Consider the following 14,728-nt stretch of genomic DNA (forward strand, 5'->3'; position numbering starts at 1 on the left):
GCGGCAAGGTTCAGGGGGGCGCTGCCCCCGCCGCCCGGGGGCGGCCCCCCCGGGGTATTTTCACCAGAAAGAAGCTTCTGCGCGCAAGCGGCGGGCCGCGGGGGGGCCGGCTCAGTCGGCGGCGAGGCGGCTGATGACGACCTTGACCTCGGGTTTCTTGCCGATTTCTTCCATCGCGACCTGGCGGGTGATGCGGCGCAGCCCCTCTTCCAGCTTCTTGTCGCTGATGACGGTGGCGTGGTCGGCGCGTTCCAGGAACTCGCCCAGCTCGCTTTCCAGATGTCGGGCAAGCGGCACGCCGGCGCGACCCTGCGCGGCCAGCCCCATGGTTTCCACCCAGGCGTCGGGCAGCGCCTCGTCGTTTTCGTCGACGATCACCGAAACGGTGACATGGCCGTTCAACGCCATGCGGATGCGGTCGCGCACCACCCCGTCCATGGCGCCGATCAGCACGTTGCCGTCCAGATAGATGCGGCCGGTCTCGATCTGGTCGACGACGCGGATGCCGCCGCCGGCCAGGTCGATCATGGTGCCGTTGGTCACCACCTCGGCCGACAGCCCCTTGGCGCGGGCGAGGTTGGCGTGTTCGCGCAGATGCATGTGTTCGCCGTGCATCGGGATCACCACCGCCGGTTTCAGCAGCTCGTGCACCGCTTCCAGATCAGGGCGGTTGGCGTGGCCCGAGACGTGGAAGAACCCCGAATCCGCATCGAACACATTCACCCCCATGCGGCTGAGGTTGTTCATGATTCGGATCACCGGGCGTTCGTTGCCGGGGATGGTGCGGCTGGAAAACAGGAAGCTGTCGCCCTCGCGCAGCTGCAGCCCCAGATAGCGGCCCATCGACAGCTGCATCGAGGCGGCGCGGCGTTCGCCCTGGCTGCCGGTGACGATCAGCATCACCTTGTCGCGGGGCAGATCCGCGGCCTCGTCCGGGCCGATCACCTTGGGAAAGTCGCGCAGGATCCCGGCCTCGACCGCGGCGGTGACCATCTTGCGCATCGCCCGGCCCAGCAGGCAGATCTGCCGCCCCGCCGTCACGCCGGCGTCGGCCAGCGTCTTGAGCCGCGCCACGTTCGAGGCGAAGGTCGTCGCCACCACCAGCTGTTTCTGCGCGCTGACGAATTCCAGCAGCGGCTGCGCCAGCGCCGATTCCGAGCGCCCCGGATGGGTGCTGAACACGTTGGTCGAATCGCACAACAGCGCCGCCACCGGCGCCTCGCTGGCGATCTTGTGCCACAGCACCGGGTCGAAGGCCTCGCCCACCACCGGGGTGCCGTCCAGCTTGAAGTCGCCGGAATGCACGATGCGGCCCGCAGGCGTGTCGATGACCAGCGCCGCGCTTTCGGGGATCGAGTGGCTGACCGGCACGAACTGCACCCGGAACGGCCCGGCCTCGACCACATGCGGATAGGGCTCGACGATGCGCAGCCTGTCGGTGGGCTGGCCGGCCTCTTCCAGCTTCATCCGCGCCAGCGCACCGGTAAAGCGGCGGGTATGGATCGGGGCCTTGAGCCGGCTCCACAGCAGGCCCAGGGCGCCGACGTGATCCTCGTGCCCGTGGGTGATGAAGATGCCGTCCAGCCGGTCGCGGTTATCCTCGAGCCAGCGGATGTCGGCCATGATCAGGTCGATGCCCGGCGCGCTGTCCATGTCGCCGAAGGTGACCCCCAGGTCGACCAGGATCAGCCGTTCCCGCCCCGGCTGCCCATATCCGTAGACATAGGCGTTCATGCCGATTTCGCCCGCGCCGCCCAGCGGCAGATAGATCAGGCGTTCAGACATTGCCCATCTCCTTGTTGTAATCATGGATGAGCCGCAGCCCGTGCATCGTCAGATCGTCGTCCCAGGTGTCGAACAGATCCTCGATCTGATGGAACAGCGCGGCCAACCCGCCGGTTGCAATGATCTTCATCGCCTGACCGCGTTCCTCGGCGATACGGGCGCAGATTTCGCGCACCAGCCCGACATAGCCCCAGAACACCCCCGATTCGATACAGGCGACGGTATTGGTGCCGATGACCTGCGCCGGGCGGGTCACGTCGACATGCGGCAGCGAGGCCGCGCCCATGTGCAGCGCCTCGAGCGACAGGTTCACCCCCGGCGCGATCACCCCGCCGACATAGGCGCCGTCGCTGTCCACCACGTCGAATGTGGTGGCGGTGCCGAAATCCACCACCACCAGATCGGGGCCGTAGCGGTCAAAGGCCGACCAGGTGTTGACGATGCGGTCGGGGCCGACCACCGTGCCCGGGTCCACCCGCGGCGGCGCCGGCAGCAGGCAGTCGGGCTTGCCCACCACCAGCGGGCGGGTCTCGAAATAGCGGTTGCAGAGCACGCGCAGGTTGAACACCACCCGCGGCACGGTCGAGCTGATGATGCAGGCGTCGATATCGACGTCGATCCCGGTCAGCGACATCATCGAGCGCAGCCAGACGTAATACTGGTCGGCCGTGCGGCGGTGGTCGGTGGCCGAACGCCAGTGGCACAGGAACCGCCGCCCGTCCCAGATCGAGAACTGGGTGTTGGTGTTGCCGGTGTCGATACACAGCAGCATCAGGCGTCCTCTTCGAAGAATATCTCGGCGGCGGGGATGGCTTCGCGCCCGGCGGCGGTGACCAGGATCAGCGCGCCGCTGTCGTCGATGCCCTCGAACCGGCCGCTGCGGGTGGTCGCGCCGATGCGGGCGGTGATGGTCTGGCCCAGCCGTGCGGCGCGCGCCAGCCAGGCGCTGCGGATGGGCGCGAAGCCCAGGGTTTCCAGCTGCTGCTGCCAGCGGGCAAAGGCGGGGGCGAGCAGGTCGAGGAACTCCTCGGGCGAGACCTTGTGCCCGGTTTCCCCCAGCACCGAGACCGGCGCCACCGCGCGGGGCTCCAGCGCCGCGGCATCGGGGGCGGCGGCGAGGTTCACGCCGATGCCGACCGCCAGCGCGATGCCGCCGCGGCCGCCCTGCCCGGTGCTTTCCAGCAGGATGCCCGCGACCTTGCCGCCGTTCAGCAGCACGTCATTGGGCCATTTGATCGCCAGCCGCGCGGTGGGGCCGCAGGCGGCGGCCAGCGCCTCGTGCAGCGCCAGCGCGGCAACGAAGCTGTAAAGCGACAGATCGGCGGGGGTGCCCGGCGGCCGCGCGGCCAGGCTGGCGGCGAAATTGCCCGCGGGCATCACCCAGCCGCGGCCGCGGCGGGCCCGGCCGGCGGTCTGGTCGCGGGTCATGATCCAGGTCGGCGCGCCCAGCGTGGCGGCCTGGCGCAGCGCCTCGGCGTTGGTGCTGTCGACGCGCGGCAGCACGACCCGGCCGACACCGGCGGGCCATGGCTGCGGCCGTTGCGCGGCCGGGTCAGTCAAGAGCGGCAGGCGCGGCGGCGGTGGCAGCGGCGGCGGGCGCCGGGGCAGCCTCGGCCAGCACCAGCGCCTCGGCCGCACGCTGCGCCGCGGATTCGGTGCCGAACATCGAGAACGCCCCGATCACCATCGCCGCGGCGGCCCCGACCAGCGCCAGCCATTGCGCGGCGTCAGTGCGGGCCTCGGCGATGTCGTCGCGCGGGCTGCCGAAATACAGGTAGTAGACCATGCGCAGGTAATAGAACGCCCCGATCACCGAGGCGACCACCCCCAGCAGCGCCAGCCAGCCCATCTGGGCATCGACCGCCGCCTTGAGCACCCCGAACTTGGCGAAGAAGCCCAGCATCGGCGGCACCCCGGCCAGGCTGAACAGCAGGATGCCCATGGCCAGCGACTTCAGCGGCTCGGTCCGCGCCATCAGGTTCAGGTCCTCGAGCGCGGTGACCGGACGTCCGCCGCGCTCCATCGACAGGATGAAGGCAAAGGTGCCGACGTTCATCACCGCATAGATCGCCATGTAGAGCAGCATCGACTGCACGCCGTAGGCGGTGCCCGCGGCCAGCCCGATGAAGGCAAAGCCCATATGCGCGATCGAGGAATAGGCCATCAGCCGCTTGATGTCGCGCTGGCCGATACCAGCGATCGAGCCCAGGAACATCGACAGCACCGCCAGCAGCGCGATGATCTGCGACCATTCCGCCGGCACGCTGCCGAAGGCGCCCCAGACCAGCCGCGCGATCAGCGCCATAGCGGCAACCTTCGGCGCGGTGGCGAAGAAGGCGGTCACCGGGGTGGGCGAGCCCTCGTAGACGTCGGGGGTCCACATGTGGAACGGCACCGCCGAGACCTTGAAGCACAGGCCGACCAGCAGGAACACCAGCCCGAACAGCAGCCCCACCGACAGCCCGCCGTCCAGCGCCTGCATGATCCCGGCCAGATTGGTGGTGCCCGCATAGCCATAGACCAGCGAGGCGCCGTAAAGCAGCATCCCCGAGCTGAGCGAGCCCAGCACGAAATATTTCAGCCCCGCCTCGGACGAACGCACGCTGTCGCGGCGCAGCGCGGCGACGATGTAAAGCGCCAGCGACTGCAGCTCGAGCCCCATGTACAGCGTCAGCAGGTCGCCGGCCGAGACCATGATCATCATGCCGATCACCGCCAGCACGATCAGCACCGGCAGTTCGAAGCGCAGCAGCCCCTGCCGCTGCAGCCAGGCCGCGCTCATCGCCAACACGCCGGCGGCGGACAGCAGCACCGTCACCTTGGCAAAGCGGGCGAAGGCGTCGTCGATGAACATGCCAAAGAAGCCCTGCCCGTCGCCGCGCCCGCCCCAGCCGATGGCGAAGCCCGCGACCAGCAGCGCCGCCACCGCGGCCCACAGCACCGGCCCCGCGACCCGGTCCTTGCCGGCGAAGGCGCCGAACATCAGCGCCGCCAGGGCAAACAGCGCCAGCCCCGCCTCGGGCATCAGGATGGACAGTTCGATCGAGCTCATGGCGGGGCCTCTCAGTTGCCGTCGGCCGGCAGGGCGGCGAACTCGGTCGCGGCCTCGGCAGACAGGCTGGCGTGGTAATTGTTCAGCAGCGCGGCCACCGACGGGCCGGTGATGTCGGTCACCACCCGCGGATAGACGCCCAGCAGCAGCGTCATCGCGATCAGCGGCGCAAAGATCCAGCGCTCGCGCGCGCTCATGTCGGAGATCCCGGCCAGGCTTTCCTTGACCAGCGCCCCCAGCGTGATGCGACGATAGAGCCACAGCGCATAGGAGGCCGACAGGATCACCCCCGAGGTCGCCACCACCGCCGCCCAGGTGTTGACCTTGAATGCCGCCAGCAGGGTCAGGAACTCGCCCACAAAGCCCGAGGTGCCGGGCAACCCGACGTTGGCCATGGTGAAGAACATGAACACCAGCGCATAGGCCGGCATCCGGTTCACCAACCCGCCATAGGCATCGATCTCACGCGTGTGCATGCGGTCGTAGATCACGCCGACCAGCAGGAACAGCGCCCCCGAGATGAAGCCGTGCGACAGCATCTGGAAGATGGCACCATCGACGCCCTGATGGTTGGCGGCAAAGGTGCCCAGCGTGACGTAGCCCATATGCGCGACCGAGGAATAGGCGATCAGCTTCTTCATGTCGGACTGCGCCAGCGCCACCAGGCTGGTGTAGACGATGGCGATCGCCGACAGCCAGAAGATATAGGGCTGCGCCGCGTTCGAGGCCTCGGGGAACATCGGCAGGCTGAAGCGCAGGAAGCCGTAGCCGCCCATCTTCAGCAGCACCGCCGCCAGCAGCACCGAGGCCGCGGTGGGCGCCTGCACGTGGGCGTCGGGCAGCCAGGTGTGGACCGGCCACATCGGCAGCTTGACCGCGAAGGACGCCAGGAACGCCAGGAACAGCAGCATCTGCACCCCGGTGCCGATGCTCATGCCCAGCACCGCCATCGGCTCGGCCGGGAAGTCAAAGCCCAGCAGCGTCGGGATGTCGGTGGTGCCGGCCATGCGCCACATGGCGATCATCGCGACCAGCATCAGCACCGAGCCGAGGAAGGTATACAGGAAGAACTTGAACGCCGCATAGATGCGGTCCTTGCCGCCCCAGATCCCGATCAGCAGGAACATCGGGATCAGCCCGGCCTCGAAGAACAGGTAGAACAGCACCAGGTCCAGCGCCACGAAGACGCCGATCATCAGCCCTTCCAGCACCAGAAAGGCGATCATGTAGTCCTTGACCCGGTCGGTCACCTGCCAGGTGGACAGGATCACCAGCGGCATCAGGAAGGTGGTCAGCATCACGAACAGGATCGAGATCCCGTCCACGCCCAGCTTGTAGCGCAGCCCCATCACCCAGGGCTGGTCCTCGACGAACTGGAAGCCGGTGTTCTGCGGATCGAAGCCCAGCAGCACCAGCATCGACACCGCAAAGGTGGCGGTGGTGGCGACCAGCGCCAGCCATTTGGCGTTGCGGCCGGCGGCCTCGTCCTCGCCGCGCAGGAACAGCGCCAGGATCAGCGCCGCCACGATCGGCAGGAAGGTGATGATCGAAAGAAGCGGATAGGTCGTCATCTCAGTTCATGCCCCGCGCCATCACCCAGATCAGCAGGCCCAGCAGGCCCAGGACCATGCCGAAGGCATAGTGGAAAAGATATCCCGACTGCACCCGCCCCGCAAAGCGGGTCATCCGCGGGATCAGCCCCATCGCGACGCCGTTGATGGCGCCGTCGATGCCGCGGCCGTCGCCGCCCGTCCACAGCACCCGGCCCAGCCAGCGCGTCGGACGCACGAAGATCCAGTCGTAAAGCTCGTCGAAATACCACTTGTTCAGCAGGAAGCGGTAGAGCGGGCGCTGCACCTCGGCCAGCCGCGCCGGCAGCGCCGGGTTGCGGATATACATGACCCAGGCGACCAGCAGCCCCAGCAGCATCGCGACGAAGGGCGAGACCTTGACCCAGACCGGGGCGTGGTGCGCCTCGTCCATGACGTGATTGTCGGGGTGCATGTAGATCGCCCCGCCCACGGTGCCCGCATCGGCCACGGCAACCGGAGCCTCGGCCTCGTCGCCCGCGTCGGCAACGGCGACCGGAGCCTCGGCCTCGGCGCCTTCAGCCGCGGCCGCCTCGACGGCAACCGCCTCGACATGCGGCATGTGGAAGAACTGCGTCACCCGGTCGTGGTCGCCGAAGAACGGCGCATACCAGATCATGCCCGCGAACACCGCCCCCAGCGCCAGCACGCCCAGCGGAACCAGCATCACGCCGGGGCTTTCATGCGCGTGTTCATGCGCGTGCATCGGGTCGTGATGGGCGTGGGCCTCGGCCGCGGCGGGGGAGCCGGGCTGCACCTCTTCCTCGGTCTCGATCTCGGCGTCCCAGGCCCGCTGCGGACGCGGCGCGCCCCAGAAGGTCAGGAACATCAGCCGCCAGGAATAGAAGCTGGTGAAGCAGGCCGCGATCACCAGCAGCCAGAAGGCGTAGGAGTGGCCCGAGGCGAAGGCGCTTTCGATCACCGCATCCTTGGACAGGAAGCCGGCAAAACCGATGGTGGTCAGCGGGATGCCGACACCGGTAATGGCCAGCGTGCCGATCAGCATCGCCCAGAAGGTATAGGGGATCTTCTTCCGCAGCCCGCCGTAATTGCGCATGTCCTGTTCGTGGTGCATCGCGTGGATCACCGAACCCGCGCCCAGGAACAGCATCGCCTTGAAGAAGGCGTGGGTGAACAGGTGGAACATCGCCACCGAATAGACCCCGACGCCGGCCGCGACGAACATGTAGCCCAGCTGCGAACAGGTCGAATAGGCGATCACCCGCTTGATGTCGTTCTGCACCAGACCCACGGTGGCGGCAAAGAACGCGGTGGCGGCGCCGATCAGCACGATGAAGTTCTTGGCCTCGGGCGCGAATTCGTAAAGCGGCGACATCCGGCAGACCAGGAACACCCCCGCGGTCACCATGGTGGCGGCGTGGATCAGCGCCGACACCGGGGTCGGGCCTTCCATCGCGTCGGGCAGCCAGGTGTGCAGGCCCAGCTGCGCCGATTTCCCCATCGCGCCGATGAACAGCAGCACCGCCAGCAGGTTCGCGGCATTCCAGGTCGTCCACAGGAACGGCACCTCGGTCTGCGCGATCATCGGCACCTGCGCGAAGATCTCGTCGAAACGGATCGAGCCGGTCAGCCACCAGATCCCGAAGATCCCCAGCAGGAAGCCGAAGTCGCCGACCCTGTTGACCACGAAGGCCTTCATCGCGGCGGCGTTGGCGCTGGGTTTCTTGTAGTAGAAGCCGATCAGCAGATAGGAGGCGAGGCCCACGCCCTCCCAGCCGAAGAACATCTGCAGCAGGTTGTCGGCGGTCACCAGCGCCAGCATGGCAAAGGTGAAGAACGACAGATAGGCGAAGAAGCGGGCGCGATAGGGCTCGTCCTCGGACCAGTTGTCGTCATGGGCCATGTAGCCCAGCGAATACATGTGCACCAATGCCGACACCGTGGTCACCACGATCAGCATAATCGCGGTCAGCCGGTCCAGCCGGATGGTCCATTGCGCCGCGAAATCGCCCGAGACGATCCAGTCCATCATCGGGATCTGCCGCGGCACCCCGTCGAAGTTCAGGAACACCATCCAGCTGAGCGCCGCGCAGACGAACAGCACGCCGGTGGTCAGATATTGCGCGCCCTTTTCGGAGATCAGCCGCCAGAGGAACCCGGCGATGACCGACGCGGCAAGAGGAGCGAGGAGAATGAACTGTTCCATGACCGCCTCAGCCCTTCATCACGTTGACGTCTTCGACCTCGATGGTGCCGCGGTTGCGGAAGAACACCACCAGGATGGACAGGCCGATCGCCGCCTCGGCCGCGGCGACGGTCAGCACGAACATGGTGAACACCTGCCCGGCCAGATCGCCCAGATGCGCCGAAAAGGCGACGAAGTTGATGTTGACCGACAGCAGGATCAGCTCGATCGACATCAGGATGACGATGACGTTCTTGCGGTTCACGAAGATGCCGAACACGCCGGTGACGAAGAGGATCGCCCCCACGACCAGGTAATGTGTCAGTCCGATCATTCGCTTCGTCCCTCTCGGGTTCGTGGCCCGGTTGTTCGTGTCGGACGCCGCGGCGGCGCCCCGTTCCTTGTGTCTCGCGCCCCGCCCTGGCGGCGGAGGCGGGGTTGGTTACAGCCCCTGCCCCGGCTTGGGGTCGGTCATCCGCATCGCCTTGGCCGGGTCGCGCCACATCTGCTGCAGCACGTCCTGGCGCTTGATGTCGCGGCGGTGGCGCAGCGTCAGCAGGATCGCCCCGATCATCGCCACCAGCAGGATCAGCCCCGACAGCTGGAACGGCAGCAGATAGCGGTCGTAAAGCACATCCCCCAGCGCGTGGGTGTTCTGCACATCAGCCAGGATCGGCGCCACCCGGGCGGCCTCGGCCGTCGGCGCGGATTCCCACATGCCGAACACGATGCCCAGCTGCGCCATCATCACCAGCGCGATCATCAGCCCCAGCGGCAGATAGCGCGCCATCTCGCCCTTGAGCGCGGCGAAATCCACGTCCAGCATCATCACGACGAACAGGAACAGCACCGCCACCGCGCCGACATAGACGATCACCAGCAGCAGCGCGACGAATTCCGCCCCCTGCAGGATGAACAGCCCCGAGGCCGACACGAAGGACAGGATCAGCCACAGCACCGAATGCACCGGGTTGCGCGAGATCACCACCATGAACCCGGCCGTCAGCACCGAGATCGCGAACAGATAGAAGGCGAAGACCATCATTCGGGGGTGTCCTCCTCGGCAAAGACCGATTGCGCCAGTTCCAGCGCCTTCTGCATGGCGGGCAGGCCGCCGAATACGCTCATCTGCCAGATCGTTTCCGCGATCTCGCGCTGGCTGGCACCGGCGGCGCGGGCGTGGCGCACGGCCAGCCGCAGCTGCGGCTCGGCCAGCGCGCCCTGCACGGTCAGCGCGGCGATGGTCAACAGCAGCCGGGTCTTGGCGTCCAGCCCCTCGCGGTTGAAGGTCTTGCCGAACCACATCTCCATCATGTCCGCGGACATGGTGGGGATCAGCTTTTCCATCGCCCGCGGATCGAGGCTTTCCAGCGCCGGGTTGAAGGCGCGCGCCATCTCCTGCCCGGACTGGAGCATCTGCTGGAACAATCTGGTGAAACCGTCGCTCATCTGTAGGGCGCGTCGAGCTGGATGTTGCGGGCGATCTCGGCCTCCCAGCGCTCGCCGTTGGCAAGCAGCTTGGCCTTGTCGTAGAACAGTTCCTCGCGGGTCTCGGTGGCGAACTCGAAGTTCGGCCCCTCGACGATGGCATCGACCGGGCAGGCTTCCTGGCAGAAGCCGCAATAGATGCATTTGGTCATGTCGATGTCATAGCGCGTGGTGCGGCGCGAGCCGTCCTCGCGCGGCTCGGCGTCGATGGTGATCGCCTGCGCGGGGCAGATCGCCTCGCACAGCTTGCAGGCGATGCAGCGTTCCTCGCCGTTGGGATAGCGGCGCAGCGCGTGTTCGCCGCGGAACCGGGGCGACAGCGGCCCCTTTTCATGCGGATAGTTGATGGTTTCCTTGGGACCGAAGAAGTAGCGGACCCCCAGGCCGAAGCCCTTGATGAAGTCCCACATCAGGAAATATTTCGTCGCGCGGACGAGATCGAGGGCCATTTCAGCGCGCCTCCCTTGCAGAAGTCACCGGCAGGGCGCGTCGGCCCGGATTGTCAGCGGTTGCACGAACCATGGCTCAGCCCCCCACGACCGGGGCGATCTGGTCCCAGCGTGCCCAGAACCCGCCCAGCACGTCATAGCGCGCAAGGAATGCGATCAGCACCACCCAGCCCAGCGACAGCGGCAGGAACACCTTCCAGCCCACGCGCATCAGCTGGTCGTAGCGGTAGCGCGGCACGATCGCCTTGACCATCGCGAACATCCAGAACCAGAACACCATCTTGGCGAACATCCACAGCGCGCCGTCGGGAATGCCGGGGATGGGCGACAGCCAGCCACCGAAGAACAGCAGCGAGATCAGCGCGCACATCAGCCAGATCGCGATATATTCGCCGGCCATGTACAGCAGATAGGGGGTCGAGGAATATTCGACCATGTGGCCGGCGACCAGTTCCGATTCCGCCTCGGCCAGGTCGAAGGGCGGGCGGTTGGTTTCCGCCAGCGCGCTGACGAAGAACAGCACCAGCATCGGCAGATGCGGCAGCCAGTACCAGTTCAGCATCCCGTAGGCGCCCTGCTGGCTGTAGACGATGCCCGACAGGTTCATGGTGCCGGCCGAGATGATCACCGCGATGACGATCAGGCCCAGCGAGACCTCGTAGGACACCATCTGCGCGGCCGAGCGCAGCGAGGCGAGGAACGGGTATTTCGAGTTCGAGGCCCAGCCGCCCATGATCACCCCGTAGACCTCGAGCGAGGAGACGGCGAGCACGAACAGGATGCCGATGTTGAGGTTCGACATCACCCAGCCCGGCGCGAAGGGGATCACCACGAACCCGACCAGCGCCAGCGTCATCGACAGGAACGGCGCCAGGAAGAACACGAACTTGTCGGCGCCCGCGGGCACCACGATTTCCTTGACCAGATATTTCAGCGCATCGGCAAAGGTCTGCAGCAGGCCCCAGGGGCCGACCACGTTGGGGCCGCGCCGCATCTGCACGGCGGCCCAGATCTTGCGGTCGCCATAGACCAGATACACCAGAGACAGCATCACGAAGGCGATGATCGCCAGCCCCTGCAGCAGCAGGATCAGGAAATGCCCGATGGGGGATGCCAGGAAATCAGCCATGCTTTCGGTTTCCCCTAGTCATGCCGCGGGAATGCCGCGGTCCTTGCACACGCGCAAGGTATCATCGGTTTCCATGACCCGCAGCCCCATCGGCTGCGTGTCGGACAATGTGAATACCGCGCCCAGCAGCAGCTTGCCGTTGCGCTTGTTCTGCACGGTGCGGATATGCCGTCCATAGCCCTTGCCATTGCCGTTTGCCCAGCCCGCCAGCGCGCAGGTTGCATAGGCGAAGGCCACATCGGCGTCCACCCCTGCCTTGAGATTCGCGGTCACCTCGACCAGCTCGTCGCCCGAGGTGCGCTGATTTGCCCCGGGCTGCAGCCGGTCCACGCGGACGGCGATGAAATCCTCGGGATCGGCGGTGAATCCGGCCGGAAACTCGGGCAGCGCCGGGCGGGTGCGGGCGGCGAATTCCTTTAGCGCGCGTTCCTGCGCGGTGGGCATCCGCCGCAAGTGCGGCGCGACGACGCGGAAATTGGCGATGTCGGCGGGCGACAGGTTCAGCCCCAGGTTGTCGGCCAGCGCCGCCAGCTCGTCCTCGGTCACCTCGAACACGTCGCGGCCCTGCGGGCTGTCCAGCGCCACCTGCGAGGTCGAGCCGTCGGGTTCCAGAATCAGGATCTCGCCCGATTTGGTCGAGACCCGCGCCCGCGTCAGCCTGGTGCCCGCGGCGCTGCGGTCGACGATGCGCACCCCCACCTCGGCCGGCTTGGCCGGGGGCGGCGCCGCCAGCGCCATTGCACCCTTGTTCGCGCCCGTCGGCGCGCAGCCGGCCAGCCCGAGGCCCAGCCCCGCCGCGGCGATCAGCGCAGTGACCGCGACACGCATCCCGCCTACTCCGCCGCCAGCGCCGGGTTGCGGCGGGCCGCCGCCATCGCCGACAGTTCGGCCATGATCGGCGAGGACCGCGCGATCGGGTTGGTCAGGTAGAAATCCGCAATCGCGTTGCGGAAGCTGGCGCGGCCCAGCGGCCCGGTTTCAAGCGGCTGCCAGTCGTTTTCCGGCACCAGGTCGATCTCGGCCAGATGCGGCACCGCCTCGAAGACCGCGCGGCGCAGCTCGGGCAGGCTGTCCCAGGGCTGGGTGCGGCCCAGCTCGGCCGACAGCGCCCGCAGGATCGCCCAGTTCTCCTTGGCCTCGCCCGGCGCGAAATTGGCGCGCATCGCCAGCTGCGGCCGGCCCTCGGTGTTGACGAAGATGCCGTTTTCCTCGGTGTAGCAGGCGGCGGGCAGAATCAGGTCGGCGCGATGGGCGCCGCGGTCGCCGTGGCTGCCCTGATAGATCACGAAGGGCCCGCCCTGATCGCGCGGGGCGATCTCGACCTCATCGGCGCCCAGGCTGTAGATCACCTCGGCCCCCTCGATGGCGGCGGTCAGCCCGCCCTCGGTCACCGCGCCCACGTCCATGGCGCCGACGCGGGCCGCGGCGCTGTGCAGCACCAGCAGCTTGCAGTCGCCCAGCTCGCAGACGCGCATGGCGTGGCCCAGCACCGCGGCGCCGTCGGCCTCGCGCAGCGCGCCCTGGCCGATGATGACGATGCCGGGCGTGCCCTCGGTATTGGCCAGATCCTCGTCGAGCAGCCCCGAGAGCGCCTCGCGGTCGGTGCCCAGGTGGTGGTAGTCGTAGGTCAGGTCCACCGCCTGCCCCAGCAGCGCGATCTGCGCGCCGTTGATCCAGGCCTTGCGGATGCGGGCGTTCAGCACCGGCGCCTCGTCGCGCGGGTTGGTGCCGATCAGCAGGATGCGCTTGGCATCGTCGATGTCGGCGATGGTGGCGGTGCCGACAAAGCCCGAGCGGTTGCCAGCCGGCAGCCGCGCGCCGTCGGTGCGGCACTCGACCGCGCCGCCCAGCCCCTCGACCAGCTGCTTGAGCGCGAACGCGGCCTCGGCCGGGGCGAGATCCCCGACCAGTCCGGCGACCCGGCGCCCCTTCATCGCGGCGGCGGCGGCGTTCAGCGCCTCATCCCAGCCAGCCGGGCGCAGCCGGCCGTTTTCACGGATATAGGGCTTGTCCAGCCGCTGCCGGCGCAGCCCGTCCCAGACGAAACGGGTCTTGTCGGAAATCCATTCCTCGTTCACGTCGTCGTTGTTGCGCGGCAGGATGCGCATGACCTCGCGGCCCTTGGTGTCGATGCGGATCGCCGACCCCAGCGCGTCCATCACGTCGATCGATTCGGTCTTGCGCAGCTCCCACGGGCGGGCGGTGAAGGAATAGGGCTTGTTGACCAGCGCCCCCACCGGGCACAGGTCGATGATGTTGCCCTGCAGGTTGGTGTCCAGCGAGGCGCCCAGATAGGTGGTGATTTCCTCATCCTCGCCGCGGCCGGTCTGGCCCATCTGCGGCACCCCCGCCACCTCGTCGATGAAGCGCACGCAGCGGGTGCAGTGGATGCAGCGGGTCATGTGCGTCTCGACCAGCGGGCCGAGGTCCAGATCCTCGAGCGCGCGCTTGGGCTCGCGGAAGCGCGAGAAATCGACGCCATAGGCCATCGCCTGGTCCTGCAGGTCGCATTCCCCGCCCTGGTCGCAGATCGGGCAGTCCAGCGGGTGGTTGATCAGCAGGAACTCCATCACCCCCTCGCGGGCCTTGCGGACCATCGGGCTGTTGGTGCGGATTTCCGAGGGCGCGCCCTCGGGCCCCGGGCGCAGGTCCTTGACCTGCATCGCGCAGGACGCCGCGGGCTTGGGCGGCCCGCCCACCACCTCGACCAGACACATCCGGCAGTTGCCCGCGATCGACAGCCGCTCGTGGTAGCAGAACCGCGGAATCTCGATCCCCGCCTGTTCGCAAGCCTGAAGCAGCGTCAGGTTCGGGTCGACATCAACCAGCCGGTCGTCGATCTTGATGGTGCGAAGGTTGCTCATCTGACTGCCTTGCCTGTGCCTGGGCCCGACGGGGCCATGGTCTTGTGCGGATATTCGGCCCCGTCGCCGGGTCCGGCAATGATAAATGTCATCGCGCCGCGGGTTTCCGCGGGAATGAATGTCGTGGCGCCACGGGCCTGCGCGGGCGCCGCCAGCGCGAGGTCGGCCAGCAGCATCGTCGCTGCTGCAGCCGCGGTGATCCCCAGCCCGATCCAGCGCACCGCCC

14 protein-coding genes are annotated in these 14,728 nt (G+C 67.5%); all 14 read right to left on the bottom strand.

What is annotated here, in order from left to right; genetic code table 11:
* Positions 1 to 111: 111 nt before the first annotated feature.
* The 14 genes from BUB57_RS03920 to BUB57_RS03985 all read right to left on the bottom strand — a co-directional run bounded on the left by BUB57_RS03920 (position 112) and on the right by BUB57_RS03985 (position 14,723).
* Entirely contained in the window at positions 112 to 1,785 is a 1,674-nt protein-coding gene (locus BUB57_RS03920; protein ID WP_073062469.1) for a ribonuclease J, read from the bottom strand.
* Positions 1,778 to 2,557, bottom strand: a complete 780-nt coding sequence (locus tag BUB57_RS03925) for a type III pantothenate kinase (RefSeq protein ID WP_073062473.1) — start codon at positions 2,555 to 2,557, stop codon at positions 1,778 to 1,780. Before BUB57_RS03925 ends, BUB57_RS03920 begins: the two co-directional genes overlap by 8 nt.
* Positions 2,557 to 3,288 (bottom strand): biotin--[acetyl-CoA-carboxylase] ligase, encoded by a 732-nt coding sequence (locus BUB57_RS03930; protein ID WP_234951977.1) that lies wholly within the window; start codon positions 3,286 to 3,288, stop codon positions 2,557 to 2,559. Before BUB57_RS03930 ends, BUB57_RS03925 begins: the two co-directional genes overlap by 1 nt.
* A gap of 49 nt (positions 3,289 to 3,337) precedes the next feature.
* Entirely contained in the window at positions 3,338 to 4,837 is a 1,500-nt protein-coding gene (nuoN, locus tag BUB57_RS03935; RefSeq protein ID WP_073062476.1) for an NADH-quinone oxidoreductase subunit NuoN, read from the bottom strand.
* Positions 4,838 to 4,848: 11 nt separating this feature from the next.
* Positions 4,849 to 6,408: an NADH-quinone oxidoreductase subunit M gene (locus BUB57_RS03940; protein ID WP_073062479.1), complete on the bottom strand. Its 1,560-nt coding sequence runs from the start codon at positions 6,406 to 6,408 to the stop codon at positions 4,849 to 4,851.
* Between the two features lies 1 nt (position 6,409).
* Positions 6,410 to 8,593 carry an NADH-quinone oxidoreductase subunit L gene (gene nuoL / locus BUB57_RS03945; RefSeq protein WP_073062481.1) on the bottom strand — a complete coding sequence of 728 codons (2,184 nt, stop codon included), beginning with the start codon at positions 8,591 to 8,593 and terminating at the stop codon, positions 6,410 to 6,412.
* 7 nt (positions 8,594 to 8,600) lie between these two features.
* Positions 8,601 to 8,906, bottom strand: a complete 306-nt coding sequence (gene nuoK, locus BUB57_RS03950; RefSeq protein WP_073062485.1) for an NADH-quinone oxidoreductase subunit NuoK — start codon at positions 8,904 to 8,906, stop codon at positions 8,601 to 8,603.
* 108 nt (positions 8,907 to 9,014) lie between these two features.
* Complete coding sequence (locus tag BUB57_RS03955) at positions 9,015 to 9,617, bottom strand: NADH-quinone oxidoreductase subunit J (protein WP_073062488.1); 603 nt, start codon at positions 9,615 to 9,617, stop codon at positions 9,015 to 9,017.
* A complete protein-coding gene (locus tag BUB57_RS03960) occupies positions 9,614 to 10,021 on the bottom strand; it encodes a carboxymuconolactone decarboxylase family protein (RefSeq protein ID WP_073062491.1) in 408 nt (135 codons plus the stop codon). The genes BUB57_RS03955 and BUB57_RS03960 overlap by 4 nt, the downstream gene beginning before the upstream one ends.
* Positions 10,018 to 10,509 (bottom strand): NADH-quinone oxidoreductase subunit NuoI, encoded by a 492-nt coding sequence (nuoI, locus tag BUB57_RS03965; RefSeq protein ID WP_073062494.1) that lies wholly within the window; start codon positions 10,507 to 10,509, stop codon positions 10,018 to 10,020. Before nuoI ends, BUB57_RS03960 begins: the two co-directional genes overlap by 4 nt.
* 76 nt (positions 10,510 to 10,585) lie before the next feature.
* Positions 10,586 to 11,638, bottom strand: a complete 1,053-nt coding sequence (gene nuoH, locus BUB57_RS03970) for an NADH-quinone oxidoreductase subunit NuoH (protein WP_073062498.1) — start codon at positions 11,636 to 11,638, stop codon at positions 10,586 to 10,588.
* Positions 11,639 to 11,656: 18 nt separating this feature from the next.
* Positions 11,657 to 12,466 (bottom strand): hypothetical protein, encoded by an 810-nt coding sequence (locus BUB57_RS03975; protein WP_073062501.1) that lies wholly within the window; start codon positions 12,464 to 12,466, stop codon positions 11,657 to 11,659.
* 5 nt (positions 12,467 to 12,471) lie between these two features.
* Complete coding sequence (nuoG, locus tag BUB57_RS03980) at positions 12,472 to 14,502, bottom strand: NADH-quinone oxidoreductase subunit NuoG (RefSeq protein ID WP_073062504.1); 2,031 nt, start codon at positions 14,500 to 14,502, stop codon at positions 12,472 to 12,474.
* Complete coding sequence (locus BUB57_RS03985; RefSeq protein ID WP_143159613.1) at positions 14,499 to 14,723, bottom strand: hypothetical protein; 225 nt, start codon at positions 14,721 to 14,723, stop codon at positions 14,499 to 14,501. Before BUB57_RS03985 ends, nuoG begins: the two co-directional genes overlap by 4 nt.
* Positions 14,724 to 14,728 lie beyond the last annotated feature (5 nt).

Source organism: Paracoccus solventivorans (genome assembly GCF_900142875.1).
GTDB classification, from domain to species: domain Bacteria; phylum Pseudomonadota; class Alphaproteobacteria; order Rhodobacterales; family Rhodobacteraceae; genus Paracoccus; species Paracoccus solventivorans.

Coding starts and splice junctions, on each gene's coding strand:
- nuoI (WP_073062494.1), bottom strand. CDS start 10,509: ATGGCCCTCGATCTCGTCCGCGCGACGAAATATTTCCTGATGTGGGAC.
- BUB57_RS03975 (WP_073062501.1), bottom strand. CDS start 12,466: ATGCGTGTCGCGGTCACTGCGCTGATCGCCGCGGCGGGGCTGGGCCTC.
- nuoH (WP_073062498.1), bottom strand. CDS start 11,638: ATGGCTGATTTCCTGGCATCCCCCATCGGGCATTTCCTGATCCTGCTG.
- nuoN (WP_073062476.1), bottom strand. CDS start 4,837: ATGAGCTCGATCGAACTGTCCATCCTGATGCCCGAGGCGGGGCTGGCG.
- nuoG (WP_073062504.1), bottom strand. CDS start 14,502: ATGAGCAACCTTCGCACCATCAAGATCGACGACCGGCTGGTTGATGTC.
- BUB57_RS03920 (WP_073062469.1), bottom strand. CDS start 1,785: ATGTCTGAACGCCTGATCTATCTGCCGCTGGGCGGCGCGGGCGAAATC.
- BUB57_RS03960 (WP_073062491.1), bottom strand. CDS start 10,021: ATGAGCGACGGTTTCACCAGATTGTTCCAGCAGATGCTCCAGTCCGGG.
- BUB57_RS03925 (WP_073062473.1), bottom strand. CDS start 2,557: ATGCTGCTGTGTATCGACACCGGCAACACCAACACCCAGTTCTCGATC.
- nuoL (WP_073062481.1), bottom strand. CDS start 8,593: ATGGAACAGTTCATTCTCCTCGCTCCTCTTGCCGCGTCGGTCATCGCC.
- BUB57_RS03955 (WP_073062488.1), bottom strand. CDS start 9,617: ATGATGGTCTTCGCCTTCTATCTGTTCGCGATCTCGGTGCTGACGGCC.
- nuoK (WP_073062485.1), bottom strand. CDS start 8,906: ATGATCGGACTGACACATTACCTGGTCGTGGGGGCGATCCTCTTCGTC.
- BUB57_RS03940 (WP_073062479.1), bottom strand. CDS start 6,408: ATGACGACCTATCCGCTTCTTTCGATCATCACCTTCCTGCCGATCGTG.